The 26,985-nt window shown below is 56.1% G+C and carries 26 protein-coding genes and 1 other RNA gene; 14 read left to right on the forward strand and 13 right to left on the reverse strand.

The genetic code is table 11. The features are described 5' to 3' along the window. The first annotated feature begins 17 nt into the window (after positions 1 to 17). From L2Y28_RS19420 to L2Y28_RS19445, 6 genes are all read left to right on the forward strand, one after another. Positions 18 to 323 carry a YqjD family protein gene (locus L2Y28_RS19420; RefSeq protein ID WP_008503141.1) on the forward strand — a complete coding sequence of 102 codons (306 nt, stop codon included), beginning with the start codon at positions 18 to 20 and terminating at the stop codon, positions 321 to 323. 2 nt (positions 324 to 325) lie between these two features. Continuing rightward, positions 326 to 724 carry a phage holin family protein gene (locus L2Y28_RS19425; protein WP_003862647.1) on the forward strand — a complete coding sequence of 133 codons (399 nt, stop codon included), beginning with the start codon at positions 326 to 328 and terminating at the stop codon, positions 722 to 724. Further along, the gene (locus tag L2Y28_RS19430) at positions 721 to 1,017 is read left to right on the forward strand and encodes a YqjK-like family protein (protein WP_022649477.1); all 297 of its coding nucleotides are present in this window, start codon (positions 721 to 723) and stop codon (positions 1,015 to 1,017) included. The genes L2Y28_RS19425 and L2Y28_RS19430 overlap by 4 nt, the downstream gene beginning before the upstream one ends. Positions 1,018 to 1,271: 254 nt before the next feature. Further along, on the forward strand, positions 1,272 to 1,664 hold the full coding sequence (locus L2Y28_RS19435) for a DoxX family protein (RefSeq protein ID WP_022649478.1): 393 nt from the start codon (positions 1,272 to 1,274) through the stop codon (positions 1,662 to 1,664). Between the two features lie 72 nt (positions 1,665 to 1,736). Then, positions 1,737 to 2,723 (forward strand): glutathione S-transferase family protein, encoded by a 987-nt coding sequence (locus L2Y28_RS19440; protein WP_003862653.1) that lies wholly within the window; start codon positions 1,737 to 1,739, stop codon positions 2,721 to 2,723. Between the two features lie 106 nt (positions 2,724 to 2,829). Beyond that, positions 2,830 to 3,195, forward strand: a complete 366-nt coding sequence (locus L2Y28_RS19445; protein WP_022649479.1) for a DUF805 domain-containing protein — start codon at positions 2,830 to 2,832, stop codon at positions 3,193 to 3,195. Between the two features lie 47 nt (positions 3,196 to 3,242). On the opposite strand, the gene yhaJ is transcribed toward L2Y28_RS19445, so the two are convergent. Then, the gene (yhaJ, locus tag L2Y28_RS19450) at positions 3,243 to 4,145 is read right to left on the reverse strand and encodes a DNA-binding transcriptional regulator YhaJ (protein WP_022649480.1); all 903 of its coding nucleotides are present in this window, start codon (positions 4,143 to 4,145) and stop codon (positions 3,243 to 3,245) included. Positions 4,146 to 4,249: 104 nt separating this feature from the next. On the opposite strand from yhaJ, the gene L2Y28_RS19455 reads away from it, so the two are divergent. Further along, the gene (locus L2Y28_RS19455; RefSeq protein ID WP_022649481.1) at positions 4,250 to 4,951 is read left to right on the forward strand and encodes a pirin family protein; all 702 of its coding nucleotides are present in this window, start codon (positions 4,250 to 4,252) and stop codon (positions 4,949 to 4,951) included. A gap of 101 nt (positions 4,952 to 5,052) precedes the next feature. On the opposite strand, the gene L2Y28_RS19460 is transcribed toward L2Y28_RS19455, so the two are convergent. The 11 genes from L2Y28_RS19460 to garL form a co-directional block, all read right to left on the reverse strand. Then, positions 5,053 to 6,354, reverse strand: a complete 1,302-nt coding sequence (locus L2Y28_RS19460; RefSeq protein ID WP_022649482.1) for a serine dehydratase subunit alpha family protein — start codon at positions 6,352 to 6,354, stop codon at positions 5,053 to 5,055. 20 nt (positions 6,355 to 6,374) lie between these two features. Continuing rightward, the gene (locus L2Y28_RS19465; protein ID WP_022649483.1) at positions 6,375 to 7,706 is read right to left on the reverse strand and encodes an amino acid permease; all 1,332 of its coding nucleotides are present in this window, start codon (positions 7,704 to 7,706) and stop codon (positions 6,375 to 6,377) included. Positions 7,707 to 7,980: 274 nt separating this feature from the next. After that, entirely contained in the window at positions 7,981 to 10,275 is a 2,295-nt protein-coding gene (pflB, locus tag L2Y28_RS19470) for a formate C-acetyltransferase (protein WP_022649484.1), read from the reverse strand. A 15-nt stretch (positions 10,276 to 10,290) separates the two neighbouring features. After that, positions 10,291 to 11,499: a propionate kinase gene (tdcD, locus tag L2Y28_RS19475; protein ID WP_022649485.1), complete on the reverse strand. Its 1,209-nt coding sequence runs from the start codon at positions 11,497 to 11,499 to the stop codon at positions 10,291 to 10,293. Positions 11,500 to 11,529: 30 nt separating this feature from the next. Then, positions 11,530 to 12,861 carry a threonine/serine transporter TdcC gene (tdcC, locus tag L2Y28_RS19480; RefSeq protein ID WP_022649486.1) on the reverse strand — a complete coding sequence of 444 codons (1,332 nt, stop codon included), beginning with the start codon at positions 12,859 to 12,861 and terminating at the stop codon, positions 11,530 to 11,532. Between the two features lie 9 nt (positions 12,862 to 12,870). Beyond that, a complete protein-coding gene (gene tdcB / locus L2Y28_RS19485) occupies positions 12,871 to 13,860 on the reverse strand; it encodes a bifunctional threonine ammonia-lyase/L-serine ammonia-lyase TdcB (protein ID WP_022649487.1) in 990 nt (329 codons plus the stop codon). Between the two features lie 96 nt (positions 13,861 to 13,956). Continuing rightward, positions 13,957 to 14,877: a transcriptional regulator TdcA gene (tdcA, locus tag L2Y28_RS19490; RefSeq protein WP_022649488.1), complete on the reverse strand. Its 921-nt coding sequence runs from the start codon at positions 14,875 to 14,877 to the stop codon at positions 13,957 to 13,959. A gap of 672 nt (positions 14,878 to 15,549) precedes the next feature. Further along, positions 15,550 to 15,926, reverse strand: an RNA gene (gene rnpB, locus L2Y28_RS19495) — RNase P RNA component class A. A 32-nt stretch (positions 15,927 to 15,958) separates the two neighbouring features. Continuing rightward, entirely contained in the window at positions 15,959 to 17,104 is a 1,146-nt protein-coding gene (gene garK / locus L2Y28_RS19500) for a glycerate 2-kinase (protein ID WP_022649489.1), read from the reverse strand. Between the two features lie 56 nt (positions 17,105 to 17,160). Continuing rightward, on the reverse strand, positions 17,161 to 18,051 hold the full coding sequence (garR, locus tag L2Y28_RS19505) for a 2-hydroxy-3-oxopropionate reductase (RefSeq protein ID WP_022649490.1): 891 nt from the start codon (positions 18,049 to 18,051) through the stop codon (positions 17,161 to 17,163). A 21-nt stretch (positions 18,052 to 18,072) separates the two neighbouring features. After that, positions 18,073 to 18,843 carry a 2-dehydro-3-deoxyglucarate aldolase gene (gene garL / locus L2Y28_RS19510; RefSeq protein ID WP_022649491.1) on the reverse strand — a complete coding sequence of 257 codons (771 nt, stop codon included), beginning with the start codon at positions 18,841 to 18,843 and terminating at the stop codon, positions 18,073 to 18,075. 366 nt (positions 18,844 to 19,209) lie between these two features. Here garL and garD point away from each other — a divergent pair, with 366 nt between their 5' ends. Next, the gene (garD, locus tag L2Y28_RS19515) at positions 19,210 to 20,781 is read left to right on the forward strand and encodes a galactarate dehydratase (protein ID WP_022649492.1); all 1,572 of its coding nucleotides are present in this window, start codon (positions 19,210 to 19,212) and stop codon (positions 20,779 to 20,781) included. 107 nt (positions 20,782 to 20,888) lie between these two features. Here the strand turns inward: garD and L2Y28_RS19520 are convergent, their stop codons facing one another. Further along, positions 20,889 to 21,692 (reverse strand): DeoR family transcriptional regulator, encoded by an 804-nt coding sequence (locus L2Y28_RS19520; RefSeq protein WP_015571958.1) that lies wholly within the window; start codon positions 21,690 to 21,692, stop codon positions 20,889 to 20,891. A gap of 239 nt (positions 21,693 to 21,931) precedes the next feature. On the opposite strand from L2Y28_RS19520, the gene kbaZ reads away from it, so the two are divergent. Genes kbaZ through nagA form a run of 6 tightly spaced genes read left to right on the forward strand, consistent with a single transcriptional unit; the run spans position 21,932 to position 26,972 of the window. Further along, positions 21,932 to 23,239 (forward strand): tagatose-bisphosphate aldolase subunit KbaZ, encoded by a 1,308-nt coding sequence (gene kbaZ / locus L2Y28_RS19525; RefSeq protein ID WP_032621928.1) that lies wholly within the window; start codon positions 21,932 to 21,934, stop codon positions 23,237 to 23,239. A 20-nt stretch (positions 23,240 to 23,259) separates the two neighbouring features. Beyond that, on the forward strand, positions 23,260 to 23,733 hold the full coding sequence (agaV, locus tag L2Y28_RS19530) for a PTS N-acetylgalactosamine transporter subunit IIB (protein WP_003861728.1): 474 nt from the start codon (positions 23,260 to 23,262) through the stop codon (positions 23,731 to 23,733). A gap of 10 nt (positions 23,734 to 23,743) precedes the next feature. Next, positions 23,744 to 24,523, forward strand: a complete 780-nt coding sequence (gene agaW / locus L2Y28_RS19535) for a PTS N-acetylgalactosamine transporter subunit IIC (RefSeq protein ID WP_003861730.1) — start codon at positions 23,744 to 23,746, stop codon at positions 24,521 to 24,523. Beyond that, positions 24,513 to 25,391: a PTS N-acetylgalactosamine transporter subunit IID gene (gene agaE / locus L2Y28_RS19540; protein ID WP_022649494.1), complete on the forward strand. Its 879-nt coding sequence runs from the start codon at positions 24,513 to 24,515 to the stop codon at positions 25,389 to 25,391. Before agaW ends, agaE begins: the two co-directional genes overlap by 11 nt. Before the next feature lie 16 nt (positions 25,392 to 25,407). Then, on the forward strand, positions 25,408 to 25,842 hold the full coding sequence (gene agaF, locus L2Y28_RS19545) for a PTS galactosamine/N-acetylgalactosamine transporter subunit IIA (protein WP_022649495.1): 435 nt from the start codon (positions 25,408 to 25,410) through the stop codon (positions 25,840 to 25,842). After that, positions 25,839 to 26,972, forward strand: coding sequence for an N-acetylglucosamine-6-phosphate deacetylase (nagA, locus tag L2Y28_RS19550; RefSeq protein ID WP_022649496.1), 1,134 nt, complete (start codon positions 25,839 to 25,841; stop codon positions 26,970 to 26,972). Before agaF ends, nagA begins: the two co-directional genes overlap by 4 nt. Positions 26,973 to 26,985: the final 13 nt, after the last annotated feature.

The raw sequence follows: 26,985 nt of genomic DNA on the forward strand, positions 1-26,985 counted from the left end.
CTCAACAGGAGAGAATTATGTCAAAAGATACAACTTCAGAACATCTGCGCGCTGAGCTGAAATCCCTGGCGGACACCCTGGAAGAGGTGCTGAACTCTTCTGCCGATAAATCGAAAGAAGAAGTCAGCAAACTGCGCAGCAAAGCGGAGCAGGCACTGAAAGAGAGCCGTTACCGTCTGGGTGAAACCGGTGATGCACTGGCGAAACAGACCCGCGAAGCGGCTGCGCGCGCAGACGAATATGTACGTGACAATCCATGGACAGGCGTTGGTATTGGTGCCGCAGTGGGTGTGGTGCTGGGTGTCCTGCTGACGCGTCGTTGATTATGGAAGATCCACGTCACGCACAAGGGCCTGCTAAAAACGTCCTCGGCATCGGCCAGCGTATTCTTACGACGCTGGTCGGGATTGCCGAAACGCGCGTCCGGCTTGCGGTAGTGGAATTGGAAGAGGAGAAAGCCAATCTCTTCCAGATGCTGCTCATGCTTGGGCTTACGATGCTCTTTGCCGCGTTTGGTCTGATGAGCCTGATGGTGTTAATCATCTGGGCTATCGATCCACAGTATCGACTGAACGCGATGATTGCGACTACCGTGGTTCTGCTGGTGGCGGCGCTGATAGGCGGTATCTGGACCCTGCATAAAGCGCGCACGTCGACCTTCCTGCGCCATACGCGCCAGGAGCTGGCCAACGACCGCGCCCTGCTGGAGGATGATAAGTCGTGAGCGACAAAGCCGAACGTCAAAAGCGGAAAGCGTATCTGCTGAGCCAGATCCAGCAGCAGCGGCTGGACCTGTCCGCCAGCCGTCGCGACTGGCTGGAGCTGACCCAGCGTTACGATCGCGGCTGGAATACTCTTCTGAGCCTGCGTTCGTGGGCGCTGGTGGGTAGCAGCGTGATGGCGATCTGGACGATTCGTCATCCAAACATGCTGATTCGCTGGGCACGCCGTGGCTTTGGTGTCTGGAGCGCATGGCGTCTGGTGAAAGCAACGATTCGTCAGCAGCAGCTGCGCTAGCCTTCTCGCCGGGTGGCGCTGCGCTTACCCGGCCTACGGTAAAAAAGTAGGCCGGGTAAGGCGTAGCCGTCACCCGGCAAAATCTCTCTATGCTCCCTTACTCAATATCTTTGAAAAAGATTGACAGTTTTCCTTGCTAACAATTGCCATCCGCCCCGTTTACACTCCTCTCCATCGACAGCAAAGACGCGGTATCTACCCGAATTTGCACGCAAATAACGTTTAGCCGCTGATGTGGTTTCCTGGAGAGTAAAATGAAAAAATTAGAAGATGTTGGTGTATTGGTAGCGCGTATTCTGATACCTGTGCTGTTCATCACCGCAGGCTGGGGCAAAATTACCGGCTATGCGGGCACTCAGCAGTATATGGAAGCGATGGGCGTGCCGGGCTTCCTGCTGCCACTGACCATCCTGCTTGAGTTCGGCGGCGGCCTGGCAGTGCTGTTCGGTTTCCTGACCCGCACCACGGCGCTGTTCACCGCAGGCTTTACCCTGCTGACCGCGTTCATCTTCCACAGCAACTTTGCGGAAGGCGTGAACTCTCTGATGTTCATGAAAAACCTGACCATCGCAGGTGGCTTCCTGCTGCTGGCTATCACGGGTCCGGGCGCCTACAGCATCGACCGTCTTCTGAATAAGAAGTGGTAAGCACGCTATACTGATTAAATTCAAAGCGAGGAGACATCTCCTCGCTTTTGCTATCTGACGGAGGAGTAAAAAATGGGACAACTCGTAGACGGCGTCTGGCAGGATGTCTGGTATGACACCAAATCCACCGGTGGACGCTTTAAGCGCTCTGTTTCGGCCTTCCGTAACTGGCTGACCGCCGACGGCGCGCCCGGCCCGAGTGGCGAAGGGGGCTTTGCGGCGGAGAAAGATCGTTATCATCTGTATGTTTCTCTCGCCTGTCCGTGGGCGCACCGCACGCTGATTGTGCGCAAACTTAAAGGTCTCGAATCGCTAATTCCGGTTTCGGTGGTCAACCCGCTGATGCTGGAAAACGGCTGGACGTTCGACAGTGACTTCCCGGCCGCGACGGGTGATGAGCTTTATCATCACGATTTCCTGTATCAGCTCTATCTGCGCGCCGATCCGCACTACACCGGACGCGTAACGGTGCCTGTGCTGTGGGACAAGAAAAACCAGACGATCGTCAGCAATGAATCCGCTGAAATCATTCGCATGTTCAATACCGCGTTTGACGCGCACGGCGCCCGCGCCGGGGATTACTATCCGGTTGAGCTGCGCGAGAAAATTGACGAGCTGAACGGCTGGATCTACGACAACGTCAACAACGGCGTCTATAAAGCCGGTTTTGCCACCAGTCAGGAAGCGTACGACGAAGCGGTCGGCAACGTGTTTGGATCCCTGGAACGTCTGGAGCAGATCCTCGGCCAGCATCGTTATTTAACGGGCGATCGCCTCACCGAAGCAGACATCCGCCTGTGGACGACGCTGATCCGCTTCGATCCGGTGTATGTCACCCACTTCAAGTGCGACAAGCATCGCATCAGCGATTATCTGAACCTGCACGGTTTCCTGCGCGACATCTATCAGATGCCGGGTATTGCGGAGACGGTCAATTTTGACCATATTCGCACCCATTATTTCCGCAGTCATAAGACCATCAACCCAACGGGCATTATCTCCATTGGTCCGTGGCAGGATCTGGATGAACCACACGGGCGCGACGTGCGTTTCGGATAATTATTTAGGGAATCAATTGATTCCCTTTTTTAATTCACGGCATACATCTATCCTTACCTCGATCGCTTAGAAAACAAGTGATTGACTGACTAAGAGGCAAGGAAAAATGGACTGGTATTTAAAAGTACTGCGCAACTACGTTGGATTTGGTGGCCGTGCCCGCCGTAAAGAGTACTGGATGTTCGTTCTGGTGAACTTCGTCCTGATTATGGTGCTGGGTATTGTGGACAAAATCCTCGGCTGGGAACGCGAGGGGGGCGAAGGCATTCTCACCACCATTTATGGTGTGTTGGTTCTGCTGCCTTCATGGGCCGTACTGTTTCGTCGTCTTCACGACACCGATCGTTCGGCGTGGTGGCTGCTGTTGCTGTTGATCCCGCTTATCGGCTGGATCGTGATTTTGATTTTCAACTGTCAGAGCGGAACGCCGGGAGAAAACCGCTTTGGTCCGGATCCGAAGATCTGCGCATAAAAAAAAGCCCGGTGGCGCTTCGCTTACCGGGCCTACAAATTACGATTTTATTTATTATATTGCGTGAAAAGCTTCGGAATTTCGCGTAAACACCATGATTTGGCTTCGCCCATGCTGTCACGACGCCACGCCATAATAATATCCACTTCGCTGGTGTATTCCGGGCTGACAACGCGCAGCCGTCCCTCTGCAATGTCCTTTTCGACGAACGGATACGGCATGGTCGCCACGCCCAGCCCCGCCAGCAGCGCCTGACGCTTATCTTCCAGCGACGTCACCGTCAGACGCGGCTGTTTATCCAGCAACTGCACCGTTAACACCGGGCGCTCGCGCGCGGTATCCGCCACCGCCACGCCGCGGTATTTCACGCGCGTGACCTCAGAGAGCGGTTCCGGCTCCTGATGGATCGGGTGACCCGGCGCAGCGACGTAGACGTTCATCACGCTATACAGTTTGCGCGAGTTAATTTCTGACGAGGAGCGGAAATGCATATCCGGCGCAATGACGATATCCGCCCTGCCCGTCTCAAGACGCTCCCACGCCCCGGCCAGTACCTCGGTGATGATCGACAGCTGGGTATTGGCTTTCGCGGCCAGTCTGTCCACCAGCGGGAACAGCGCCTCGGTGGGCACCAGCGCTTCGGTCACTAACGTCAGATGGGTTTCCCAGCCGCGGGCCAGCGCTTCGGCATCGGTCGTCAGTTTATCCGCCGCTTCCAGCAATACGCGGCCGCGCTCCAGCAGCATCCGCCCAACGTTGGTGAATTTTGTTCGATGGCCGGAGCGATCGAAGAGCACAACATCCAGCTCCTCCTCCAGCTTTTGCATGGTATAGCTCAGCGCAGACGGAACGCGCCCCAGTTCATCTGCCGCCGCGGCAAAACTGCCGCGCCTGTCAATCGCGTCCATGACGCGAAGCGCCTCAAGCGTCAATGCTCTCTCTTTAGCCATCTCGTTCTCATTCAGGAAATTTGAACATACCGGGCAGAATATCTGGCTAACAATGCAGCGTCCATACCTTTACCATTGATTTAGTGTAAAGAGAGGTCAAGTTTATGATTACGACAAGAACAGCGAAACAGTGCGGACAAGCCGATTTCGGTTGGTTGCAGGCCCGCTACACCTTTTCCTTTGGACACTACTTTGACCCTAAACTTCTCGGTTACGCTTCACTGCGCGTATTGAACCAGGAAGTGCTCGCCCCGGGCGCGTCCTTCCAGCCGCGCACGTACCCGAAAGTCGATATCCTGAACCTGATCCTGGAAGGCGAGGCAGAATACCGCGATAGCGAGGGCAATCATGTCCAGGCGAAGGCTGGCGAGGCGCTGTTAATTTCCACGCAGCCGGGTATTAGCTATAGCGAGCATAACCTCAGCAAAGACAAAACGCTGACCCGCATGCAGCTGTGGCTGGATGCCTGTCCGGAGCGGGAAAATCCGCTGGTGCAAAAAATCGATCTGAAGGGCGATAAACAGCAGCTGATTGCCTCGCCAGACGGCAGCAAAGGCAGCCTGCAGTTACGCCAGCAGGTGTGGCTGCACCATATCGAACTGAAAAAAGGTGAACAGGCAAGCTTCCAGCTTCATGGCCCGCGCGCCTATCTGCAGTCCATTCACGGAACGGTGCATGCGGTGACGCACGCGGAAGAGAAAGAGGCGCTCACCTGCGGCGACGGCGCGTTTATTCGTGATGAAGCGAATATCACCCTGGTGGCGGATACGCCGCTGCGCGCGCTGCTGATTGATTTGCCGGTTTAAAGAACAGACTCGCCCCTCACCCTAGCCCTCTCCCCAAAGGGGAGAGGGAACGATCGAGCCCTCGCCCCTATGGGGAGAGGGGTTGGGGTGAGGGGAAATTTTTACACCTTACTCGCCATAATCTCAATAATCTGCCGGTCCGTTGCCTGCATCGAGCGGCACGCCAGCGCGCACAGGTTCGCGATCGACTGCTCCACGTCGTGGGCCACAATCCCCTCGTTGCCCGTCACGGCAGTATCATCCAGCGCCATCATCACGGCTTTCCAGGCGCTGGTGACGCTGGTCGAGACCTTCATTGCGCAACTGTTAGACGCCCCGTCACAGATCATCCCGCTGACGTCGCCGATCATACTGCCGATCGCCATGGCAATAGTCTGGTAAGATCCGCCCATCAGCCACGCCATCCCCGCCGCAGCCCCCATTCCGGCCGTTGTCGCCGCACACAGCGCGGACAAGCGCGGAAGCTGGTAATGGATATAGATCGCCGACAGGTGCGAGAGCATCAGCGCCCGCGCCAGCCGTTCGTCATCGGCCTGAACGTGCTCAGCCACCACCACCACCGGCATGGTGGCGGTGATGCCCTGATTCCCGGAACCCGAGTTGCTCATCGCCGGCAGTGTCGCGCCCCCCATGCGGGCATCCGAGGCTGCGCTGGTGCGGATAACAATGTCTGACCCCAGATCCTGCGCCATCCATCCGCGTGTGCGCTGTTTATTGAGCGTCGCACCAATATGCAACCCCCAGTTGCCACGTAAACCTTCGCGGGAGAGCGCATCGTTCAGCCGTCCCGCATCGAGGATAAAGCGGATCGCGTCGAACGGCACCTGTTCCACAAACTCAAGGATCTGCGACAGCGTGGTGGTCGAGAGCACCGCCAGCGGATCGTCGCTGTTCTGGCTCTGATTATCGTCAAGCCTGAAGCGCGTTTCGCCCTGACAAACTACCTCCACCACGCGAGTGTGCCCGCCAGCGATGGTCACCATCGCCGAGGATTCACCGACGTAAACGCAGGCACGTGAATAGAGGATCTCATCGCACGGCTCCTGCAATTTTACCTGCACCAGACCCGCGTTCAGCAGTGCTTTGGCGCGCGTTAGCGCCTCGGACGACGCGTCTTTCAACACCTCCAGCCCGGCGTGTGCATTACCGCCTGTCGCCCCCAGCGCGGCCGCGATGGGTAAACCGACCATACCGGTACCGGGCACCGTTACGCCAAGCCCGTTTTTCATCAGGTTCGGCGATACCCACGCCTCGATACGCGTCACCTCACCGTCAAGCTGTCCGGCAGCCATCGCGCACGCCAGCGCCAGCGAGACGGGTTCGGTACAGCCCAGCGCAGGCTTTACCTCTTCCTGCACCGCGCGAATAAAATGGTTCCATAAAGGATTAATTTGCTCAGACATCGTTACGACCTTATTTAACCTCATGAGAAGGCGAGGAAAGGAGAAACACAAAGCAGCAGCCCGGTAATCACAATAATCACCAGCGATACGCCTTTATATTTATGAAGTGCGGGCACTTTGTAGACCAGCCACGCCGGAATTAAGCAGCCCACCATCCCGAAAATAGGGCTACAGATGGAAGTGAAGCTCAGCACCGGCGCGTTTAACACAATCGCGCTCCAGGCCAGCAGGATGGCGAACAGCATAATCCCGCGCTGGACGGCATTTTCATTGATTTTCTCCGCCGGCATTTTGCGGCGCAGGATGTTCATCACAATGCCCTGCGTCGCCTCACGAAAGCCGAGATAGACGCCAAAGAACGCGGTCATCACAGCGAAAATATTGAGGATTACGCTGACAATTTTGACCCAGCCCGCGCCGTCACCGCTGATAAACTGTGCTGCGATTGCCAGGGCGGAAATATTCTGCTCGTAGGCTTTTACCGCCTCGTCGTGCCCCATCGCCAGGGTGAAGGAGACAGCGTAGAAAAAGACCGTCACAAACAGCACGCCAAAGGCGATATTCATTGCCCGCAGCGCTTTATGCCGCGCCACCTCAACGGATTTTTCCCTTGAACGATAGGAAATCACCATCGGGCTTAATGTCTGAATAAACAGAATGGAGGTTAAGGTGAAAGGCAGCGTAATAATGGCGTTTTTAATCAGCAGCCCCATTGGCGGCAGCATACCGACGTTGGCTAAATGCCAGAGGCCAATCATCGAAAGCCCCAGCGCCGCCACCACAAATAATTTGGTCAGCACCATCAGGCTGGAGACTTTAAACAGCAGCTTTTCACCGCGCGACGAAATGGCGACCAGAATGCAGATCAGGAATAAGCCGTAGAACGGATTTTCCGAGAGCAAACCGTCGGTTACGCCGAAGGTGTGTAAATAGGATGCGCTGTCGTTGGTAATGGCCGTCGAATAGACAAACATCCAGATCACCAGCATCACGAAATAAAGTGCACCCAATAAGATGCCCCAGTTTTTGCCTAAATATCCGCTAATAACGCTCGGATAGTCTTTACATTCCGGTGATTCCGCCAGCGTATTAATAAACAGGCGCTGGAACAGGTACATGGCCGGATAACCAATTATCGACGAGAGTAAAAATACCCATAGCCCCATTAATCCAACCTGCACCGGAAGAAAAACAATGCCCGCGCCGATAGCCATCCCAATACTCATGATGACCCAGCCCGTATCGGTGCTGTCGAATTTAATCGCCTCTCGCCATTCGCTTTCGCTCATTCCCGCCCGCCTTGCCGCAGGGGAATCACTCACAATCACACTGCTGTTTGTTGCCATATTCATTGGGCACTCGCTTATTTTGTAGGGTAACGATTTGTTTTTATAAGGTTCCGATCGCCAGCGATTGCGAGTCAGAGGGTGCAGGTGTGAGTTATTGGTATGGGGAGATCATATCCGGAGCGCGGGAGAAAAAAGTCACAACTTTTATAGGGATTTCCTTAGGCGAGAGGAAAATATTACTTCGGGATAGCAGAAAAGAGAGCGAGTTTTCTAAAATTGACGGTGTTCACAAAATTAAAAGCCTCCTCATCTGAGGAGGCTGAAGATGGGGCCTGTGTTATATTGCCTGCGTAAACGTCCTCGAAATCACGTCCTGCTGCTGCTCGCGCGTCAGAGCGTTAAACCGCACCGCATAGCCTGAAACGCGGATCGTCAGGTTCGGATAGTTCTCCGGATGGGCGATGGCATCCAGCAGCATCTCCCGGTTCATCACGTTGACGTTCAGGTGCTGCCCGCCCTCGATGGTCGCTTCGTGGTGGAAGTACCCGTCCAGCAGCCCGACAAGGTTGGTTTTGCGCACCAGCTCGTCCTTGCCCAGTGCCTGCGGCACGATGGAGAAGGTGTAGGAGATCCCGTCTTTGGCATAGGTGAACGGCAGCTTGGCGACCGAGGTCAACGACGCCACCGCCCCTTTTCTGTCGCGCCCGTGCATCGGGTTGGCGCCAGGCGCAAACGGTGTACCGCCGCGACGTCCGTCCGGCGTGTTGCCGGTCTTCTGCCCGTAAACCACATTGGAGGTGATGGTCAGGATCGACTGCGTCGGCACGGCGTTGCGGTACGTCGGCAGCGCCTGGATTTTCTTCATAAAGCGCTCAACCAGATCGCAGGCGATACTGTCCACGCGATCGTCGTTGTTGCCGTATTGCGGATAGTCGCCTTCGATGACGAAATCGACCGCCAGACCGGTGTGGTCGCGCACCGGTTTTACCGTGGCGTACTTGATGGCCGACAGGGAATCCGCCGCCACCGACAGCCCGGCAATGCCACAGGCCATGGTGCGGTAAACGTCCCGGTCGTGCAACGCCATCAGCGAGGCTTCGTAGCTGTATTTATCATGCATGTAGTGAATGAGATTCAGCGCACTGATGTACTGCACTGCCAGCCAGTCCATGAAGTGATCGAGGCTCGCCATTACGGTGTCGTAATCCAGTACCTCATCCAGCAGCGGCTCGGTTTTCGGCCCCACCTGGATCTTCAGCTTCTCATCCACCCCGCCGTTAATCGCGTACAGCAGCGTTTTCGCCAGGTTGGCGCGTGCGCCGAAGAACTGCATCTGCTTGCCGATCACCATCGGACTGACGCAGCAGGCAATGGCGTAGTCGTCGCTGTTGAAGTCGGCACGCATCAGATCGTCGTTCTCGTATTGCAGCGAGGAGGTGACGATCGAGACCTGCGCGGCGTATTTCTTGAACGCGATCGGCAGCTGTTCGGACCAGAGGATCGTCAGGTTTGGCTCCGGCGCAGGCCCCATGGTGTGCAGGGTATGCAGATAGCGGAAGCTGTTTTTGGTCACCAGCGTGCGCCCGTCCAGCCCCATGCCGCCGATCACTTCCGTGGCCCAGATCGGATCGCCGGAGAAGAGCGTGTCGAACTCCGGCGTGCGCAGGAAGCGCACCATGCGGATCTTCATGATGAAGTGGTCGATCAGCTCCTGGGCCTGCACCTCGTTCAGCCTTCCTGCCTGCATGTCGCGTTCAATGTAGATATCGAGGAACGAGGCCGTGCGCCCCAGCGACATCGCCCCGCCGTTTTGGGATTTCACTGCGGCAAGGTAGGCAAAGTAGACCCACTGCACCGCTTCCTGCGCATTCATCGCCGGACGTGAAATATCAAAGCCATAGTTCGCCGCCATCTGCTGGATCTGGAGCAACGCACGCTTATGCTCCGCCAGCTCCTCGCGCAGGCGGATCGTGGCCTCCAGATCGTCTCCGCGCTCCAGTTTCCCCTGGAGATCGGCGAACTGAAGTTCACGCTCGCGCACCAGATAGCTGATACCGTATAGCGCCACGCGGCGGTAGTCGCCGATGATGCGTCCGCGCCCGTAGCCGTCCGGCAGACCAGTGAGCACGCCAGATTTTCGGCAGCGCATCATCTCCGGGGAATAAACGTCAAATACGCCCTGGTTGTGGGTTTTGCGCAGGTCGGTGAAGAGATATTCAAACTGCGGATCCATCTCGCGACCGTAGGCTTCGAACGAGCTGCGGATCATATTGATCCCGCCGTACGGATGCAGGGCCCGCTTGAGCGGCTTGTCGGTTTGCAGGCCGACGATCGTCTCCAGCTCCTGGTCAATATAGCCCGGCCCGTGCGCGGTAATGGTGGTGGCGATGTTGGTGTCAAAATCCACCGGAGCGTGAGTAGCATTCTCCTGGCGAATGCCGACCATCACCTTCTGCCACAGCGCCGTCGTTGCTGGCGTCGCCTGCGCGAGGAAAGCTTCATCGCCTTCATAAGGGGTGTAGTTATGCTGAATAAAATCGCGCACGTTAACGGCGTTTTTCCATTCTTCACCGCAAAACCCGGCCCATGCGTCGCTGTAAGGCGCGACGCCCGTATCGATTGTTACTTTCATCAGATTCTCGCTTTATCAGGCGTAAGCCGCAGCCGGGGTGACCTTCCCAAGACGGAGGGCGTCCAGCGCGATCATTTTTTCTTCATTGGTAGGGATCACCGCGCAGGCCGCGCGGGACGACTCGGTGGAGATCACGCGCTCACCCGCGCTGCCCGGCAGGGCATTTTTGGACTCGTCGAGGATGATGCCAAACACCTTCAGGTGCTCCACCACCAGCGCGCGGATAAGCACGGAGTTCTCACCGATCCCGCCGGTAAACACCACGCCATCCAGACGGTGCAGGGATGCGGCATGACCGGCGATATGCCGCGCTATGCGGTGGACAAAGGTCTTTATCGCCAGCCGCGCCCGCTCGTTGCCGTCATGCCAGGCTTTCTCCAGCACGCGCAAATCGGAGGAGATGCCGGAGATCCCCAGCAGCCCGGACTCTTTGTTGACCACGCGCTCCAGATCCTCGAACGTCTGGCCGGTCTGCCGGGCAATCCACGCCATCGCGCCAAAATCTACGTCGCCACAGCGCGTGCCCATCACCAGTCCTTCAAGCGGCGTCATCCCCATGGACGTGTCCACGCTTCTGCCGTTACGCACCGCGCAAATGGACGCCCCGTTGCCGAGATGGGCAATCACCAGGCCGCTGTCTTCGGCGGAGAGCCCGAGAAGCGCGTGCGCCTGCGCCGCCACGTAGCGGTGAGAGGTACCGTGGAAGCCGTAGCGGCGCACGCCCAGCTCTTCAAAATAGCGGTACGGCAAGCCGTACAGATACGCCTGCGGCGCCATGGTCTGGTGGAAGCTGGTATCAAATACCGCCACCTGCTGCACCCCGGGGAAGAGTCGCTCTGCGGCTTCCACGCCGCTCAGGTTAGCGTAGTTATGCAGCGGCGCCAGCGGGGAGACCTGGCGGATCTGCTCCATCACCTCTTCCGTGATCAGGGTCGACTCGCTGAAGAGATCGCCGCCGTGGGCAATGCGATGGCCAATCAAAGCCACGCTGCCCATCAGGTCGCGCTTCTCCAGCTCCAGGGCGATGGCGGCCAGCGCCCCTTCGTAGTCCTGATGAGCCAGTCTGACTGGCTCACCCCCATTCACGGAAATAAAGGCTTTTTCTGTGTTGATGCCGTCCGCAATGCCCGTCAGCAGGGCATCGCAGCCTGCGGCGTCCAGCACCGAAAACTTAACAGAGGACGATCCGCAGTTAATGACCAGTACTACCGGAAACTCAATCATGGTATGGCTCCGCTCTTCCTGAGCTTTGGTTTAAAACAGTTTGTACACGATGTTCAGAATGGTCAGCAGGCCGACCACGGTTACGAAGATGTTCTCGGTCCGGCCTTTGTATTTCGCCAGCGCCGGTGCTTTGCGGATGGCGTACATCGGCAGCAGGCACAGCAGAGAGGCGATAATTGGCGCGCCCATGGCTTCAATAAGGTCGAGAATGTTCGGGTTGGCATAGGCCACAATCCAGGTGGAGCCCATGATGAAGACCATGCTGATGGTGTTCAGCTTGCCCACGGAGACGTTCTTCTTGTCGCCCTTGTAGCCGAACTTAACGATCAGGCCGTTCAGCCCCTCCAGCGTGCCCAGGTAGTGGCCGAAGAAGGATTTAAAGATAGCGACCAGCGCGATGATGGACGCGCCGTACTCCAGCACCGTGGCGAATGTGGATTTACTGCCTGACATCGACGCAAAGTGGTTCGCCAGGTAAGAGAGCACCGGAATGTTCTGCGCTTTGGCGTCCGCCATGTTCTGCGGAGAGAGCGTAAACAGGCAGCTAAAGGCGAAGAACATCACCACCGCCACCATCAGCAGGCTGGCGCGACCGATGATTTTGGAACATTTCTGCTCGGTGAATTCTTTACCAAACTCCGGCTCGTACTCTTCGCGCTTGGAGACCACAAACGAGGAGACGATAGGCGAGAAGTTGAAGGAGAAGACCATAATGGAAATCCCCAGCCACACCGTGACAAGAATGCCGTCATGACCGGTGAAGGCGATATCGCTCAGGTTAACCTGGTCGATCACCGCTGAGTTCCAGTACGGGATCAGCGAGAGAGAAATCAGCACCAGGCTGGCGATGAACGGGAACACCAGGTAGCTCATCACCTTCACCATCAGGTCTTTACCGAACCAGATCACAAAGGCCATCAGCAGCAGCAGGAACAGCGCTACCACGCCGCGGTTCAGGGCAGGCATCTGGAGCTGGTTTTCCCAGAAGGTCATAAAGGTGTTGGTAATGGTGACGCCGTAAATCCACAGCAGCGGGCAAATAGCAAAGAAGTAGAGGAAGGTGATCACCACCCCGCCGGTCTTACCAAAATGCTCTTCCACCGTTTCGGTGATGTTGCCGGAGACGTTACTGCCGGACAAACACAGACGCGCCAGCGCGCGGTGGCAGTAAAAGGCAATGGGGAACGCCAGAACCAGCATCAGCAGAATAGGGATCAGGCCACCAAAGCCTGCGCGGATGGGGAAGAACAGCACGCCAGCGCCAATGGCGGTACCAAACAGGCCGAGCGTCCAGGTGGTATCCGATTTACGCCAGGAGGACGTTTTTGTCTGGCCAACGATAATGCTTTCTGTGTTGCTCATAGGTCACCTTTATGCGTCAACGAAGCCGGTAATTTGGGAAACACGGGAGAGATCAATATTGCCACCGGAAATAATGCAGACGGTTTTACGGCCCTGAATATAGTGGTCCAGCTTGCCGCTTAATAACGCCGCGCACGCCAGCGCGCCAGCACCTTCCGTAACCACTTTATTTCGCTGAATAAGCGCGATCATGCTGTTGCGAATCTCGTCTTCGCTGACCAGCACAATGTCGTCAACCAGTTCACAAACGATTTCGAAGGTTAAATTACCCGGGCGAGACACGTCGCAGCCGTCCGCTAATGTGCCGGTAATACGGTGGTTCGTTATTTCACCGGTCTGATACGACGCCGCCATTCCGTGCACGTTTTCAGACTGCACGCCGATAATATTGATAGTTGGGTTGATGGATTTAATTGCTGTCGCAATACCGGCAATTAAACCACCACCGCCGATGGGAACAATCACGTTATCCACGTCGTATAAATCTTCGAGGATTTCCAGGCCGATGGTGCCCTGACCGGCGATCACTTTCGGATCGTCGTAAGGCGGGATAAATATGCGCCCTTCCATCTCGACGATTTCGCTCACTTTGGCGATAGTGTCGTTAAAGTTCTCGCCATGCAGCACCACTTCGGCGGAGTAGTCGCGCGTGGCGGCCACCTTGGATTTCGGCGCGCCCATAGGCATTACCACTTTGCCGTCGATGCCGAGCATGGCGCAGGATAGCGACACCCCCTGCGCGTGGTTCCCTGCGGAACAGGCAACCACGCCCTTGCGTTTTTCCGCATCGGTCAGCGAGCTTAATTTATTAAACGCCCCACGTATTTTAAACGAACCGGTACGCTGCATATTTTCAAATTTCAGGAATATCTCCCCCTTACACCGTTCGCTCAGATAATTTGAGCGCGGCATACCGGTTTTATAGATCTTTCCCGCCAGTCTTTTTCTGGCGTCCTGAATATCGTCAATGGTCACCGGGAGATCGTAAGTAATGTGCATAATATCCTCGTTATAATAATTCATTGTTTTCAGGCAAAGTCAGGGTATCAGAGCGTTAAAAATCGTCGCTCCGGGTATTTTAAATCATCATTATTTCTATCGTCGTTTTTCGATATTCATCGACGAATATTGTTTTGCCAGTTCAACTAATACTGACGCCGATTTTTTAATACTGTAATTTTTTGACCACACGGCAGCATAACGCGCCACGGGTAATTCATCTTCCACCGGCAGGACAATAAACTGGTCCGAGCCGAATGGCGCAATCATGTCACGGGGGATCACCGTCAGGTAATCGGCATTGAGAACAAGGTTATAGATGGTGACGACGGAATCGGTCTGGACGATGTTTTCAATGCTGATGTGGTTATCTTGCAGGGTGGTCAGGAGTTCGTTGTAGTAGCCCATATCGGTTTGCGGCATCACCCACTGCTCGTGCGTGAGCGATGCCAGTCTGGTCGGGCCGGTGCACGTTCGTGATTTACTCGCCACCAGCACAAACTCAGATTCAAAGAGTGGCTCAACGTGAAGATCCTGGAGCAACATCCCATCGCTCAGCGTGCCGATGGCGAAATCCAGCCGGCCATCGCGAATGGCGGGCAGGAATGAAGAGAGCTGCGCTTCATACATTGAGACGCGCGCCTTCGGGAACACTTCCTTGAATTTTTTGATCATCCCGGACAGGAAGGTGAAGCCAATCAGCGACGGATAGCCGAAGGAGACGTCCATGACGGTACTGAAACTGAGGCTGTTGATCTCGCTCACCATGTTTTTCATTTCGCGGGTGATCGACTCAGCGTAGGACAGCAGCACCTGACCGGCGGCAGTGAGTTTTACGCCGGTGTTTTTACGCACCATCACTTCCACCCCAAAGTAGGATTCGATGTCGCTGATGATTTTGCTGACGGCAGGTTGCGTCAGCCCCAGTTGTCTTGCAGCAGAACCTATAGAGCCACTTTTGATGACTTCCTGAAATACCACGAGGTGCTGTGTTTTCGGTAGAATAATAGTATTCATAATATTCTGCGCTTATTTCCCTATGACGCAGCGGATTCTACCCAATATTGTTTAAGGGGGTATGTGCTGTTACTCACAATTTGCCAGGATGCCATTTTTACAACCACATTTAAAATCGATTTATAATCTTATTATTCAAACAGTTAGATAGCTAAAAATACGCAATTACGCTGATATTGATCAACAAAATCCGCGGTAATAAATTTATTTTATGGCAATAACCAGCATGAATTTTTCTGCCTTAACAATATTAATAAAGACTATCTTTCAGGCAATTAAAGGTTAATAAACCATCATTATTCTTTTAAAACTTTTTTGTGGTTTATCAACTTTATCAGGAATATTTTCTCAGCTTCCGGTTAAAGAGTGGGATATATCACACATTCACCAGAAGAATGTTTTTAGATTCAATATTAAATTATCAAATGAATAACATTCAGCATCACTGAGTCAACATTAACAACATCTGTTCAACACTAAAATTTTCTAATTTTATAGCGTTAAATTTTGTGATTACGATCATGCGCAGCAGATGAAAGGAATGCATAGTCGGTAAAACAGTGAAATGCGCTTAGCGTCGCAAAACTGAGAATTGATGTTGTTTGGCGCTTCGCTTACCCGGCCTGCAACCTTCAGAAAACAAAAACCCCGCCGAAGCGGGGTTTCGTAAGAAGTTGAAGCTGACCGATAAGCCGGGTTCTGTCGTGGACAGTCATTCATCTAGGCCAGCAATCGCTCACTGGCTCAAGCAGCCTACCCGGGTTCAGTACGGGCCGTACCATGTGAACCCCTATTTGGCCTTGCTCCGGGTGGAGTTTACCGTGCCACGGACTGTTACCAGCCGCGCGGTGCGCTCTTACCGCACCCTTTCACCCTTACCTGATCCCGCTTACGCGGGCCATCGGCGGTTTGCTCTCTGTTGCACTGGTCGTGGGTTTCCCCCCCAGGCGTTACCTGGCACCCTGCCCTGTGGAGCCCGGACTTTCCTCCCCTCCGCCCGTCTCCCCCGAAAGGGACGACGACGAAGCGGCGACTGTCTGGTCAGCTTCGGCGCGCAGTATAGAGGGTTTGCGCGCCGCTGTCACCCCTGGCTACGCATGCCTACCTGCAATGTGGCCGCGATATTGCGCGAGGCGCGGTAAATGTTGTCGTACGCTCCCTGGAACGCCTCTTCCAGTGAACCGATGCGGGTCAATACGCTGAACACCGCGTCGATGCCGTACTGATGCACCACACCCACATCCTGCGTCAGACTTCCGGCAATCCCTATCACCGGCTTATGGTATTTTTTGGCGACGCTCGCCACGCCGACGGGCACTTTGCCATTAATGCTCTGGCTGTCGATGCGCCCTTCTCCCGTCAGCACCCACGTGCAGTCGTGAATATGTTCTTCAAGATTGAGCGCCTGAGTGACAATCTCAATGCCGCTTTTCAGCTCAGCGCCCAGGAAGGCCATCAGCGCCGCGCCCATGCCGCCCGCCGCTCCTGCCCCCGGAACCGGGTTGACGTCAATGCGCAGCGATTTTTTGATCACGTTGGCGTAGTGGCTAAGACTGGCGTCGAGTTCGAGGATCATCTCCTCCGTGGCGCCTTTTTGCGGGCCAAAGATACGCGACGCGCCGCTTTCACCGACCAGCGGATTCGTCACGTCACAGGCGACGCGGATTGCGCACCCCTGAAGACGCGGATCAAGATCAGAAATATCAATACGGTTCAGCGCCATCAGGCTGCCGCCGCCGTAGCCGATCTCCGTCCCGTTCGCATCCGTAAACCTCGCGCCCAGCGCCTGCATCATACCCGCGCCCCCATCGTTGGTTGCGCTCCCGCCGATACCGATAATGATGTTGCGCGCGCCTTTATCCAGCGCGCGGAGGATCAGCTCCCCCGTCCCGCGCGACGTCGTGACCAGCGGGTTACGCTGCGCGGGAGGAACAAGTACCAGGCCGCTGGCGGCGGCCATCTCGATAAACGCGGTGGTACCGTCGCCCGAGATCCCCCAGCTGGCCTTCACCTTTTCCCCTAACGGGCCGGTGACGACAGCCTGCTGCCAGGTGCCCTGCGTCGCGGCGATCATCGCTTCAACCGTACCTTCTCCGCCGTCAGCAACGGGAACAGACACGTAATGAGCGTCGGGGAAAATTTCCCGAAATCCTTTTTCTATCGCCTGCGCCACCTCAGTGGCAGACAGGCTTTCTTTATAAGAGTCTGGCGCGATTACGATTTTCATAGTTGTATGCCTGAGCCGTAGGCCCGGTAAGCGTAACGCCACCGGGCGGGACGTCATTAGCGAGCAATTTCAACCTTCGCCAGCTTTTCGTAATAGCACGCTAACGCGCTGTGATCGGCGGTGCCCAGACCGTCCGCACGCAGCGCCTGCATCATCTCCATGACGGCGGCAGTCAGCGGCAACTGCGCGCCCACGCCGTGGGAGGTATCCAGCGCATTCGCCAGATCTTTAATGTGCAGATCGATGCGGAAGCCCGGCTTGAAGTTACGATCCATCACCATCGGTGCCTTGGCATCCAGCACGGTGCTGCCCGCAAGACCACCGCGAATGGCCTGATAGACCAGATCCGGATTAACGCCCGCTTTGGTGGCCAGCGTCAGTGCTTCGGACATGGCCGCGATGTTCAACGCCACAATCACCTGGTTTGCCAGCTTGGTGACGTTGCCTGCGCCAATTTCACCGGTATGCACCACGGAGCCAGCCATGGCTTTCATCAGGTCGTAGTATTTGTCGAACACGGCTTTATCACCCCCCACCATCACCGACAGAGTACCGTCGATGGCTTTCGGTTCGCCGCCGCTGACCGGCGCATCCAGCATCTCCACGCCTTTCGCTTTCAGCGCCTCGCTAATTTCGCGGCTCGCCAGCGGTGCGATAGAACTCATGTCGATCACCACCAGGCCCGGCTTCGCGCCGTCGATAATGCCGTTCTCACCCAGCGCCACCTCTTTCACGTGCGGGGAGTTTGGCAGCATGGTGATAATGACATCGCACTGCTCGGCGATCGCTTTTGCAGTTGTCGCCGTTTCTGCGCCAGCCGCAATCACTTCTGCCACCGCGTCTGAATTACGATCTAAAACCACCAGTGAGTAACCTGCTTTGATGAGGTTTTTGCTCATTGGTTTGCCCATGATACCCAGGCCAATAAAACCCACTTTCAGCGTCATAATCTGTTTCCTCAATGATGGTTATTTTTTAAAAGCGTCTGCTAATTTCTGCGTGGCGGCGCGGAATACGCCGAGGTCGCTGCCGACGGCGACAAACGTTGCGCCCCACTCCAGGTAGCGGCGGGCATCGGCTTCCACCGGCGCCAGAATGCCGCACGGTTTACCGTGCGCTTTGGCACGGGCAAAAATGTGCTGGATTGCCCGCTGCACGTCCGGGTGGCTGGCGTTGCCCAGATGACCAAAGGCGGCCGCCAGATCGCTCGGGCCGACGAAAATACCGTCGACACCTTCGGTCGCGGCAATGGCGTCGACGTTATCGACCCCCTGCTGGCTCTCGATCTGAACCAGAATGGTGATGTTCTTGTTGGACTGGGCGAAATAGTCCGGCACGGTGCCAAACATGTTGGCGCGGTGAGAGACAGACACGCCGCGGATCCCTTCCGGCGGATAGCGGGTGGCAGCTACGGCCAGCACCGCTTCTTCTTCCGTTTCAACAAACGGGATCAGGAAGTTGTAGAAGCCGATATCCAGCAGACGCTTGAGGATCACCGGCTCGTTGGTAGGTAAACGCACCACCGGCGCGCTGTGGCTGCCTTTCAGCGCCATCAGCTGCGGAATAAACGTGTTGATATCGTTTGGCGCATGTTCGCCGTCCAGCACCAGCCAGTCGAATCCGGCCAGGCCCAGCACTTCGGTGCTGATGGGGTTGGCCAGCGCAGACCAGCAGCCAATCTGAATCTGATGCGCCGCAAGGGCCGCTTTAAATTTATTCGGGAAGATGTCGTTACTCATTACGTATACCTTTTTTAATTCCGCAGTTTTAGCCAGTAGCTTTTCTTATTTATTCCGACTCAGCGTCAGCGTTATATTTATTTACTGACTGAATTTTGGCGTTATAAAATCGTCATTCAGTATAATCGTCACCACCCGGCAGCACATTGTCTCAATGCTCAATTATCCAACGGGGTTAGCACGCTATTTTGAGCATATGCCCAATGCAGTGGGCGCTGATGCACAGAATCAACGATTAGTGTGTCGGGAGCGATCGCGATCACATTCTCACTTTTCCTCTCCTGACATTCTTTATTTCCTCAATAAGAAACGATTAACCATCTGGCTATATTTAGTATCAGATATTTTGCTGGAGATGAGTGAACAATGGCCGATATTGAAATTCGACAGGCGTCGCCGACGGCGTTCTATATAAAATTGCACGATACCGATAACGTGGCGATTATTGTCAACGACAATGGCTTAAAAGCGGGTACCCGCTTTCCGGACGGGCTGGAGCTGATTGAGCACATTCCGCAGGGGCACAAAGTCGCACTGGTCGATATCCCGGCGCAGGGCGAAATCGTGCGCTACGGCGAAGTCATCGGCTATGCGGTGCGCGCTATCCCGCAGGGTAGCTGGATTGAGGAGTCGCTGGTTGAGCTGCCCACCGCCCCGCCGCTGGAGACGTTGCCGCTGGCTACCCGCGTCCCTGAGCCGTTACCTCCGCTGGAGGGTTATACCTTCGAAGGTTACCGCAACGCGGATGGCAGTGTGGGAACCAAAAACCTGCTTGGCATCACCACCAGCGTGCATTGCGTGGCGGGTGTCGTGGATTACGTGGTGAAAATTATTGAGCGCGATCTGCTGCCGAAATACCCCAACGTTGACGGCGTGGTGGGGCTTAACCACCTGTACGGCTGCGGCGTGGCGATCAACGCGCCCGCAGCGGTCGTGCCGATCCGCACGATCCACAATATCGCCCTTAACCCAAACTTTGGCGGCGAGGTGATGGTGATTGGCCTCGGCTGTGAAAAATTGCAGCCAGAACGCCTGTTGCAGGGTACTGAGGATGTGAAAGCCATTCCGGTTGACGAGGCCAGTATTGTGCGTCTTCAGGATGAACACCATGTCGGCTTCAGATCGATGGTCGACGACATTTTACAGGTGGCAGAGCGCCATCTGGAGAAGCTGAACAAACGCCAGCGTGAAACCTGCCCGGCCTCTGAACTGGTGGTTGGGACACAGTGTGGCGGCAGCGATGCGTTTTCCGGCGTCACCGCTAACCCGGCGGTAGGTTATGCCTCCGATCTGTTCGTGCGCTGCGGCGCCACGGTGATGTTCTCCGAGGTCACCGAAGTGCGTGACGCCATCCACCTGCTTACGCCGCGCGCCGTCAACGAGGAGGTGGGTAAACGCCTGCTGGAGGAGATGGCCTGGTACGATAACTATCTCGACATGGGCAAAACCGACCGCAGCGCCAACCCGTCTCCGGGTAACAAGAAAGGCGGCCTGGCGAACGTGGTGGAAAAGGCCCTCGGGTCGATTGCCAAATCCGGCCAGAGCGCGATTGTGGAAGTGCTCTCACCTGGCCAGCGACCAACCAAACGCGGTCTGATCTACGCGGCAACGCCTGCCAGTGATTTCGTGTGCGGCACCCAGCAGGTGGCATCCGGCATTACGGTACAGGTCTTTACCACCGGACGCGGCACGCCGTACGGCCTGATTGCGGTACCGGTGATCAAAATGGCGACCCGCACCGAGCTGGCAAACCGCTGGTATGACTTAATGGATATCAACGCGGGCACCATCGCCACCGGGGAAGAGAGTATTGAAGAGGTGGGCTGGAAGCTGTTCCACTTCATTCTGGATGTGGCAAGCGGACGGAAGAAAACCTTCTCCGATCAATGGGGATTGCATAACTCGCTGGCGGTGTTTAACCCGGCACCGGTGACGTGATGGCCCCTCACCCTGCCCTCTCCCCACCGGGGAGAGGGTAAAAAAACCGCACCGAGCAGTCCCCTCTCCCCTATGGGGAGAGGGTTAGGGTGAGGGGAAAAGCCTCTTTAGACCAGCACCACATCGATCCCGCTTTTGCGTAACCCTTCCAGGCTTTCCGCCGGAATACCTTCATCAACGATAATCATGTCGATCCGCTGAGTATCAATGATTTTATGCAGGCTTGAACGGTTAAACTTGCTGGAATCAGTGACAACGATAATACGCTCCGCCACCTCGCACATTTTCCGGTTCAGACGGGCTTCATCCTCGTTGTGCGTACTCACCCCCCGATCGAGATCGATGGCATCGACGCCCAGGAACAGCAGGTCAAAATGGTAATTCTGTAAGGACTGCTCCGCCTGGTCACCATAGAAGGACTGCGACTGACGGCGCAAGTGCCCGCCGGTCATCAGCAGCTCCACTCCCTCCGCTTCCAGCAGCGCGTTTGCCACGTTCATCCCGTTGGTCATGGCAATGACATCGGTATGCTGGCGCAGCATGCGGGCAATTTCAAAGGTTGTGGTGCCGGAGTCCAGAATAATGCGATGACCCGGCTTCACCAGTTCAGCCGCCGCCTGCGCGATGCTGCGCTTCACAGCCGTATTAAGGGAACTTTTGTCCTCAACGGACGGCTCCACGCCGGGGGCATTGCCTTCGCAAATCAGCGCGCCGCCGTAAGCGCGAACGGCAATCCCCTGCTTTTCCAGAAAGGCCAGATCGTTACGGATCGTCACCGTCGACACGCCGTATAAAAGAGAAAGATCGTTAACCTGCACGCTTCCCTGCGCCCGCAACCGCTGAATGATCTGCTCTCGCCTTTCACTGGTGCCGGTGATGCGCTTCTCTGCGGATGAATCGGTGCTGCTCATACGAGCTCCTTAGTAAATAAACTTTCGTTTCATTTCGTTTTGCTTATTAACGCCTTTCTTTTGAGGGAATGCAAGCCCTGTATGGTGAGCAGACGCAAGCTTAACCGCCGCTGAAACCTTTCATTATGTTTCTTTTGTGAAACAGATCGGAAAACTATTATCTTTCGTTTTATTTTTACCCCACCATAATGCAGTATCAAATGAAACAAAACGAAAGATGAATACCAACACCATCCGAAATGGAGAGGAAAGTGAAACATCTGACAGAAATGGTGGAACAACATAAACGGGGGAATACAAACGGGATTTACGCCGTCTGTTCCGCACATCCATTGGTACTTGAAGCTGCAATTCGTTACGCCCATTCACAACAGACGCCTCTGCTGATTGAAGCCACCTCAAACCAGGTGGATCAGTTTGGCGGCTATACCGGTATGACGCCCGCCGATTTTTATGGGTTTGTCTGCAATCTGGCGGGATCCCTCGGTTTCCCCACCTCACAGCTGATCCTTGGCGGCGATCATTTAGGTCCTAACCGCTGGCAAAACCTGCCAGCTTTGCAGGCGATGGCGAATGCCGACGATCTGATCAGGAGCTACGTGGCGGCCGGATTTAAAAAAATTCACCTCGATTGCAGCATGTCCTGCGAAGACGATCCGGTTCCTTTAACCGATGCAATCGTTGCCGGGCGTGCCGCTCGGCTGGCTAAAATTGCCGAAACCACCTGTCTCGAGCAATTTGGCGTAGCGGATCTGGTCTACGTTATCGGCACGGAAGTTCCGGTTCCCGGTGGGGCACACGAAACGCTGACCGAGCTTGAGGTCACCACACCAGAGGCGGCACGTGCCACGCTTGAGGCACACCGCCACGCATTCGAGAAGGAAGGGTTAAGCGACATCTGGCCGCGCATTATTGGCCTGGTGGTTCAGCCTGGCGTTGAGTTTGACCATGCGCACGTTTGTGACTATCAACCGCATAAAGCCGTCGCACTGAGCAAAATGGTTGAAGCCTACGACACGCTCGTATTTGAAGCACACTCTACCGATTACCAGACGCCGCAGGCGCTGCGCCAGTTGGTGAAAGATCACTTCGCCATTCTGAAAGTCGGCCCTGCGCTAACCTTCGCGCTGCGCGAAGCGCTGTTCTCACTGGCTGCAATTGAAGAAGAGCTTTTGCCGGCAAAAGCCTGCTCAGGACTGCGTCACGTCCTGGAAAACGTGATGCTCGATCGCCCGGAATACTGGCAAAGCCACTATCACGGCGACGGCAATGCCCGTCGCCTGGCCCGCGGTTACAGCTATTCCGACCGCGTGCGCTATTACTGGCCAGACAGCCAGATTGACGAGGCTTTTGAGCGACTGGTACGCAACCTGGCGGATGAACCGATCCCACTGCCGCTGATCAGCCAGTATCTGCCGTTGCAGTACAGCAAAGTTCGCGAGGGTGCTCTCAGGTCCATACCACGGGAGCTCATTCTCGACCACATTCAGGACATACTCCAGCAGTACCATACCGCCTGCGAAGGCGTAACGACTCAACACGCATAATTAAAAAAGAGGAAAACGCTATGCCAAACATTGTCTTATGCCGCATTGATGAACGCCTGATCCACGGTCAGGTGGGCGTACAGTGGGTGGGGTTTGCGGGGGCGAACCTGGTGCTGGTGGCAAATGACGAGGTTGCAGACGATCCGGTTCAGCAAAACCTGATGGAGATGGTGCTTGCGGAAGGCATCGCCGTGCGTTTCTGGTCCCTGCAAAAAGTGATCGACAACATTCATCGCGCCGCCGACCGGCAGAAAATTCTGCTGGTTTGTAAAACACCGGCTGATTTTTTAACGCTGGTCGAGGGCGGCGTGCCCATCACCCGTATTAACGTCGGAAATATGCATTACGCCAGTGGCAAACAGCAAATTGCCAAAACGGTATCTGTAGACGCGAACGATATCGCCGCGTTTAACGGCCTGAAGGCGGCCGGAGTGGAATGCTTCGTTCAGGGCGTTCCAACAGAGACTGCTTTGGATCTCTTTAAACTGCTCTGAGGGATTCACAATGGAAATCAGTCTGTTGCAGGCTTTCGCGCTGGGGCTTCTCGCCTTTATCGCGGGCCTGGATATGTTTAACGGCTTAACACACATGCACCGTCCGGTGGTGCTCGGGCCACTGGTTGGCCTGATTCTGGGCGATCTGCACACCGGAATTCTGACCGGCGGTACGTTAGAACTGGTCTGGATGGGTCTCGCGCCGCTGGCGGGCGCGCAGCCGCCAAACGTGATTATCGGCACCATCGTTGGCACCACATTTGCCATTACCACAGGCGTGAAGCCGGATGTCGCGGTTGGGGTCGCCGTGCCGTTTGCCGTGGCGGTTCAGATGGGGATCACTTTCCTCTTCTCGGTGATGTCCGGCGTGATGTCCCGCTGCGATCGCATGGCGGCTAACGCAGACACCCGTGGTATTGAACGGGTCAACTATCTGGCACTGCTGGCGCTCGGCGTCTTCTACTTCCTGTGTGCGTTTCTGCCCATCTACTTCGGGGCTGAACACGCGAAAACCGCCATTGATGTCCTGCCGGAACGTCTGATCGACGGTCTGGGCGTCGCGGGCGGCATCATGCCAGCGATCGGCTTCGCCGTGCTGCTGAAGATCATGATGAAAAACGTCTACATCCCTTACTTCATTATCGGCTTTGTCGCCGCGGCCTGGCTGAAACTGCCGGTGCTGGCGATTGCCGCGGCTGCGCTGGCGATGGCGCTGATCGACCTGCTGCGCAAATCGCCTGAACCGACGGCGCCTGCGGCCCAGAAAGAGGAATTTGAAGATGGCATCTAATCCAACCACCCTGCCGGGCGTGTCTGAAAGTGAAGAGACGCTGCTGACCGGCGTGAATGAAAACGTCTACGAAGACCAGAGTATTGGCGCTGAGCTAACGAAAAAGGATATTAACCGTGTCGCCTGGCGTTCCATGCTGCTACAGGCCTCGTTCAACTACGAGCGAATGCAGGCCTCCGGCTGGCTGTATGGGCTACTGCCCGCGCTGAAAAAGATCCACACCAATAAGCGGGACCTGGCGCGCGCCATGAAAGGCCATATGGGCTTCTTTAACACCCACCCGTTCCTGGTGACCTTCGTCATCGGCATTATTCTGGCAATGGAGCGTTCCAAGCAGGATGTGAACAGCATCCAGAGCACTAAAATTGCCGTCGGTGCACCGCTCGGTGGCATTGGTGACGCCATGTTCTGGCTAACCCTGCTGCCTATTTGCGGGGGGATTGGCGCCAGCCTGGCGCTACAGGGATCCATTCTTGGCGCCGTGGTCTTTATCGTGCTGTTTAACGTGGTGCATCTCGGCCTGCGTTTTGGTCTGGCGCACTATGCCTACCGGATGGGTGTCGCCGCGATCCCGCTGATCAAGGCCAACACCAAAAAGGTTGGTCATGCTGCGTCCATTGTCGGGATGACGGTGATTGGTGCGCTGGTGGCAACCTATGTGCGCCTGAATACCACACTTGAGATTAAAGCCGGGGATGCGGTCGTCAAACTGCAAACCGACGTGATCGACAAACTGATGCCCGCCTTTCTGCCGCTGGTCTACACCCTGACCATGTTCTGGCTGGTACGCCGTGGCTGGAGCCCGCTGCGCCTGATTGGTATCACCGTGGTGCTGGGCGTTGTCGGTAAATTCTGTCACTTCCTGTAAAAGCAAAGAGGTTGCGATGTTAGGCATTATTTTGACGGGTCATGGCGGTTTTGCCAGCGGGCTGGAACAGGCGATGAAGCAAATCCTCGGCGAACAGCCGCAGTTTATCGCCATCGATTTTCCGGAAAGCTCCACCACTGCGCAGCTGACCGCGCAGCTTGAGAAGGCAGTGAATGATTTGGATGCAGAGCACGATATCGTGTTTCTCACCGATCTTCTCGGCGGTACGCCGTTTCGTGTGGCCTCTACCCTCGCGATGCAACACCCCGGCAGCGAAGTGATCACCGGCACCAATCTCCAGCTTTTGCTGGAGATGGTTCTGGAGCGCGAAGGGTTAAGCAGTGAAGCATTTCGTTTGCAGGCGCTGGAGTGCGGCCATCGCGGCCTGACCAGCCTGGTGGATGAGCTTGCACGCTGTCGCGAGGAAGCGCCCGCCGAGGAAGGGATATGAGCCAGCTGCTGCGCGCGCGTCGTCTGCTTACCGGGCAGGGCTGGCTGGATGACCATCAGCTGCGCATGGATAGAGGCGTCATCACCGCCATCGAGCCGATTCCGGCAGGGATTAACACCCGCGAGGCAGACCTGCTTTGCCCGGCATACATTGATATCCACGTCCACGGCGGCGCGGGTGTGGATGTGATGGATGATGCCCCCGACGTGCTGGACCGGTTAGCCATGCATAAAGCGCGTGAAGGCGTGGGGGCGTTTCTGCCTACCACCGTCACCGCTCCGCTGGAGGCGATCCATGGCGCGTTACGGCGCATTGCCCGACGCTGTCATGTCGGTGGCCCCGGTGCGCAGGTCCTGGGCAGCTATCTGGAAGGCCCGTACTTTACGCCGCAGAACAAAGGGGCACATCCGCAAGAACTGTTTCGCGAACTGGATCTCGCGGAACTTGATGATCTGATTGCGGTTTCGCAGAACACGCTGCGGGTAGTGGCGCTTGCTCCGGAAAAAGCGGAAGCCCTGAAGGCGATCCATCACCTCAAGCAAAAAGGGATACGCGTCATGCTGGGCCACAGCGCCGCTACATACGCGCAAACCCTGGCCGCATTTGATGCAGGCGCAGCCGGGCTGGTGCACTGCTACAACGGCATGACGGGGTTACACCACCGGGAGCCCGGCATGGTTGGCGCTGGCCTTACGGACCCACGCGCGTGGCTGGAGCTTATTGCCGACGGGCATCACGTTCATCCTGGAGCCATGCGGCTGTGTTGTTGCTGCGCGAAGGATCGTACGGTGCTGATTACCGATGCCATGCAGGCGGCGGGTATGCCTGATGGGGGCTATACGTTGTGTGGTGAAAGTGTCGAGATGCAGGGCGGCGTTGTCCGCACGGCCTCAGGCGGGCTTGCGGGCAGCACGCTCGCGCTGGATGCCGCCGTGCGAAATATGGTGGAGCATACGGGGGTCGCCCCAGAGCAAGCTATCCATATGGCTTCACTGCATCCCGCCCGTCTGCTTGGTATGGATCACCTGCTGGGATCGTTAGCGCCGGGCAAACGCGCCAATATTATTGCGCTGGATGCGGGTTTACACCTCCGGCAGATTTGGATCCAGGGTCAGGCTCTTTCCCTGTAGCCCTTTCACAGTG

Origin of the sequence: Enterobacter sp. JH25, from assembly GCF_021725435.1 — a bacterium.
In the GTDB taxonomy this organism is placed as follows: domain Bacteria; phylum Pseudomonadota; class Gammaproteobacteria; order Enterobacterales; family Enterobacteriaceae; genus Enterobacter; species Enterobacter intestinihominis.